This is a genomic window from Neobacillus sp. BF23-41, from assembly GCF_041106275.1.
In genome coordinates this window covers 1-4,516 of the sequence record NZ_JBGBPR010000070.1, presented here as the reverse complement: position 1 = coordinate 4,516, position 4,516 = coordinate 1, and the positions used below count along the sequence as shown (strand labels likewise).

Annotated in this window: 6 protein-coding genes; all 6 read left to right on the top strand. The window is 41.3% G+C overall.

The annotated features are described in order from the left end of the window. The first annotated feature begins 279 nt into the window (after positions 1-279). Positions 280-1,092, top strand: coding sequence for an SDR family NAD(P)-dependent oxidoreductase (locus tag AB7942_RS30105; protein WP_168244573.1), 813 nt, complete (start codon positions 280-282; stop codon positions 1,090-1,092). 220 nt (positions 1,093-1,312) lie between these two features. Then, positions 1,313-1,501 carry a hypothetical protein gene (locus AB7942_RS30100; RefSeq protein ID WP_168244572.1) on the top strand — a complete coding sequence of 63 codons (189 nt, stop codon included), beginning with the start codon at positions 1,313-1,315 and terminating at the stop codon, positions 1,499-1,501. A gap of 27 nt (positions 1,502-1,528) precedes the next feature. After that, entirely contained in the window at positions 1,529-2,368 is an 840-nt protein-coding gene (locus AB7942_RS30095) for an MBL fold metallo-hydrolase (protein ID WP_369449728.1), read from the top strand. A gap of 231 nt (positions 2,369-2,599) precedes the next feature. Continuing rightward, positions 2,600-2,932: a hypothetical protein gene (locus AB7942_RS30090; protein ID WP_210427055.1), complete on the top strand. Its 333-nt coding sequence runs from the start codon at positions 2,600-2,602 to the stop codon at positions 2,930-2,932. Positions 2,933-3,105: 173 nt separating this feature from the next. Then, positions 3,106-4,020, top strand: a complete 915-nt coding sequence (locus tag AB7942_RS30085) for an alpha/beta hydrolase (RefSeq protein ID WP_168244570.1) — start codon at positions 3,106-3,108, stop codon at positions 4,018-4,020. 143 nt (positions 4,021-4,163) lie between these two features. Then, a partial coding sequence (locus tag AB7942_RS30080) for a universal stress protein (protein WP_369449727.1) occupies positions 4,164-4,516 on the top strand: 353 nt, incomplete at its 3' end.

Below are 4,516 nucleotides of genomic sequence, written 5' to 3'. Positions count from 1 at the left end.
ATACAAGCCCAAATTGCGAATGAAAATTTCCAAGCAGCGAATCAAATATTACAGTTACTAAATGAATTCACTAAAATAGAATTCAATTCAAATGCGGAGCAAATTATGGAATTTTCAAAATCACTAGTTGTAAATATAAAGGAAAATTTCGGGAGAAAATATTAAAGAGCAACAAATTATTAAATTCAAAAAGCAAAAAGTTATTGATCGATCGCTGTCAAGTTTTGTCATCAAAACAGAGGATCAGGTCATAATAATAAAAAAGGAGAAATGAAGACTATGAGTAAAGTATGGTTTATTACAGGAACTTCGTCAGGATTCGGACGGCAATTTGTGCAGCAGCTGCTTCAAGCAGGAGACAAAGTGGTCGCAACGGCACGCAAACTTGAATCTATTCAGGATTTTAAAGAACTGGCACCGGATCGAGTTCACCTAGCAGCTTTGGACGTGACAAATAAGGCGCAAATTCAATCCGCCGTTCAAGAAGCCGTTGACGTTTTCGGGAAAATCGATATTGTGGTGAATAATGCCGGATACGGACTGTTCGGAATGATGGAGGAGTATACGGATGAACAAATCCGGAAGCAGTTCGACGTCAACGTGTTCGGTGTACTAGATGTCATCCGAGCAACACTTCCCGTCTTTAAACGTCAAGGATCGGGCCATTACGTTAATTTTTCATCCTTCTTCGGAACTTGGTCCATGCCTCCGTACAGCATATACGCTGCATCCAAGTTTGCAGTTGAAGGCTTCTCCGAAGCGTTCGCGCAAGAGTTCGCAAGCTTTGGGATCAAGACGACGATCGTGGAGCCTTCCGTGTACGCAACAGAGTTTTTTGGCGGATCGATGCAGCATACCGAGAAGAAACAAGAATATGCTCCGCTATATGAAGCATACGAGAAAGGTATGTCGAACATCAAGACCGGCGACCCGGCAAAAGCAGTGCAACTGATTATTTCCGTTATAAAAAGCGACAATTCGCCGCTTCGTTTGGCAGTTGGATCTCAGGCTGCATATACGATCCGCGAAGCTTATACCAAACGGTTAGAAGAGGTCAACACATGGCTGGAGCGTTCGGTTGAAGCGGACTAAATGAATAACACGCTGAAACAGCGGCGGCAGTCTAAGACTTTCTTTTTAGAGACTTTAACCGACGCTGTTTCTTTATAATGGATCAGTCTAAAAACATTAATTTCATCAGACACCAGCTTATGTTTCGTCCAAAGCCCGAACGATCGGTAAGGAATTAATTATTGCAAAACAGCTTGAACTTACTTACTAGTAAGTAAAGTTCGAGAAGGGGCAGTCACCATTGAAAGCAGGACACCCAACTCAATCTGAAGTTGAGTTGGAAAACCATATTTTAAAACTAAAAACCGACATGTTGTCACTCATCGTATCCGGAGAATCTTTAGCCCGCATACTACATGTAATTGAAAAATACTGCTGCTATTTATTGGGTGTGGATGGGTTTTCAGTCATTCCTGGGGTTATCGTATAGTAAAAATAAAATTTAAGGATGATTAAAATGTCAAACTTACAATTCGCTGAATTATGCGTAAAACGTGCCGGTCTCACAAGAAACCTACCAAAAGGAAAAGAAGAACTTCAATGGGTTTCCAATACTGCTACTTTAATTTATGGAGAAAAAGACGCAGTTTTAGTGGATACTTTTACTACAATTGGACAAAACCAAAAATTGATTGATTGGATAAAGTCTTTTGATCGTAACTTAAAATACATCTATATCACGCATGGTCACGGCGATCATTTCTTTGGGATCAAACAAATAAAAGAGGCATTTCCCAATGTTAAAGTACTAGCAACAAAAGGATCTGTTGAAGTGAGTTATAAACAAGGAAGTCCAAAACATATTGAAAGTTTTTGGGGTAAATTATTCCCTAATCAAATTCCTCAACCCCAAGTTTTTCCCGATGTGATCGATTCAAATTCTTTTGAACTTGAAGAACATGGGTTGGAAATCATTGAAGCTGGATTTACGGATACAGCAAATACAACGTCATTATGGATTCCAGATATTGAATTACTGGTGGCAGGTGATGTTGTTTACAACGGAATCCATCAGCATCTAGCTGAAACAACTGAGAGTTCTCGACTTGAATGGATCCTTGCGATCGATGGCTTGAAAGAATTAAATTCTAAATTTGTTATTGCGGGTCATAAAGTCCCTGAAAATGATAATAACCCAAAAATTTTGGATGAAACTAAACAATATCTGTTAGACTTTATTCGTTTGGATAAAGAAACAGACAACGTTTTAGATTTATACAATGCAATGCTTGATCTTTATCCAAATCGAGTAAACCCTGGAGCGCTTTGGGGTTCAGCAAATGCTGTCAAAGTTTAATTAAAAGGGATCTTCGTTAGTTTTAAAATGCACATTAGCTGTACAATGGCGGTCATAAAAAGAGCCTTTATTTTAAATAAAGCTTACAAAGCTCTCAATCACTCCTATTCAATAGTTTGAAAGTATTAGTTTACAAAATAAAGGGTTCTAGGATAAAACAAAGAGGACTGGGAAACCGCATTCGCGAATAAGTCTCAAACCGCATTTGCCGAGGCATTCGCTTGAGGTGTAATGTTCGAAGCCACAGTATTGAACGCCCCTATCACTGGGCGGGAAAACGTTCAGAAGGTGTTGGGAGAAGCCAGCACAATCTATGAAAGCTTGACGTTTACGAGAAGTACGACCGCCGGCCTTCAGGAGTATAAAGAATGGGAAGCACAGACATTTGACAGCGTACATCTCAAGGGTGTCACTGTGCTTACGCGCAACGAAAATAAAGCAATCGCGCATATTGCGATACATCACCGCCCTCTGGGAGGCGCATTGAAGTTTTCCGCAGTGTTAAGAGATCGCCTTTCCGGCGAGATTGACTCATCTTACTTTTATTCCGAGAAAGTTGAATAAGGGCATCACGGAGTGGTAAACCGGGTTACGGCGGACGACAAACTGCTCGATGAGGCGATGAGCTTTCAGTTTAAAGGAAAGTAAAGTTCGAAGCTGTTATTTATTTTTCAAAGGAGATGACTGTGGGCGAGCAGTCCACAGTTCCTTTTAATCATAGAAGGAGCTAATCTGTTATGAATAAACAATCGGGTTTTAAAAGAAATAATGTGGAAATAAATGCTGAAGGAACCATGCTCAGAGGCTGGATTTATTTGCCGCAACGCGAAGATAATAAGCCGATACCGGTCATTGTGATGGCGCATGGATATGCGGGACTGAAGGAGATGTTTTTGGAGCCTTACGCTGAGAAATTCGCCGCCAACGGATTTGCAGTATTGTTGTTTGATCATCGGAATTTTGGAGACAGCGATGGAACCCCAAGGCACGAAATCGATCCTTGGCAGCAAGTGGAGGACTACCGGCATGTCATAACATACGCCGGCTCACTACCGGAAGTCGACAGCAATGCAATCGGAGTATGGGGCACAAGCTACAGCGGGGGCCATGTTTTGGTTGTCGGCGCGACCGATAAACGAGTAAAGTGCGTCGTGTCCCAAGTACCGACGATCAGCGGCTCGAAAATTGCTCTAAGAAGAGTGAACGGAGAGGCGCTCACAGAGTTGTTGTCCTCGTTTGCCGAAGATAGACTAAACAGGCAACGCGGCGAAAGTCCCGTTTATTATTCGGTCGTTACGGGCGGAGAATTTGAAAATAGCGTCTATAAATCGAAGGATGCGGTTGAATTCTATACGAAAGGCTCAGAGAAATTCATTAACAAAGTTACGTTGCGTTCAATTGAATTATCAAGAGGTTATGAGCCAGGAGCTTTTATTGCCAATATTAGTCCTACGCCGCTGTTAATGTTGGTTGCAAAAAACGATTTTATAACTCCTACCGATTTGGCACTTGCTGCATACGAGCAAGCACTGGAGCCCAAAAAACTGGTGCTGATACCGGGAGGACATTTTGACCCGTACACGCAATATTTCGACCAATCGAGTAGCGCAGCCGTGGAATGGTTCAAGACACATTTGCTCGATTGGCAGTAATTTTCAATGAAACTATTTTTCCATTTTATCGCGCTAATTCGCTCGTACAGATTTAATCGTTATTATTCTAAAGTTACATCACAATAATCACCGTCATGGGTTTTATTATAAAAATAAGATTTTATAAAAAGGGGAGTGACAACATGTATGAACGGTTTTTGGTTCCAGTTGACGGTTCCGAACATTCCAAACATGCACTGAAATCGGCTAAATGGTTGGCGCAAAACATGGGGATAAATGCCCGTATAACGCTTCTTCATATCATTCCTAGTAACAATATCAATACAGTTGCTTACGGAGTGGATATTGAACAATTGCAAGTAGAGGAAGTTAGGAGGATTTTAGAAGAATCCGCACAAGTCCTTTCGGGGTCATCAATACAATATGATAGCGAATACCATATTGGAGATCCTGCAGAGATGATATGCAAGAAGGCAAAAGAGGGAGATTACGACCTGATCGTAATGGGCAGCAGGGGACTTAGCCTCTTTTCAGA

Bases quoted from the DNA above. Each gene is read 5' to 3' on its own strand.
- AB7942_RS30105 (WP_168244573.1), top strand. From the start codon at position 280: ATGAGTAAAGTATGGTTTATTACAGGAACTTCGTCAGGATTCGGACGG.
- AB7942_RS30095 (WP_369449728.1), top strand. From the start codon at position 1,529: ATGTCAAACTTACAATTCGCTGAATTATGCGTAAAACGTGCCGGTCTC.
- AB7942_RS30090 (WP_210427055.1), top strand. From the start codon at position 2,600: ATGTTCGAAGCCACAGTATTGAACGCCCCTATCACTGGGCGGGAAAAC.
- AB7942_RS30085 (WP_168244570.1), top strand. From the start codon at position 3,106: ATGAATAAACAATCGGGTTTTAAAAGAAATAATGTGGAAATAAATGCT.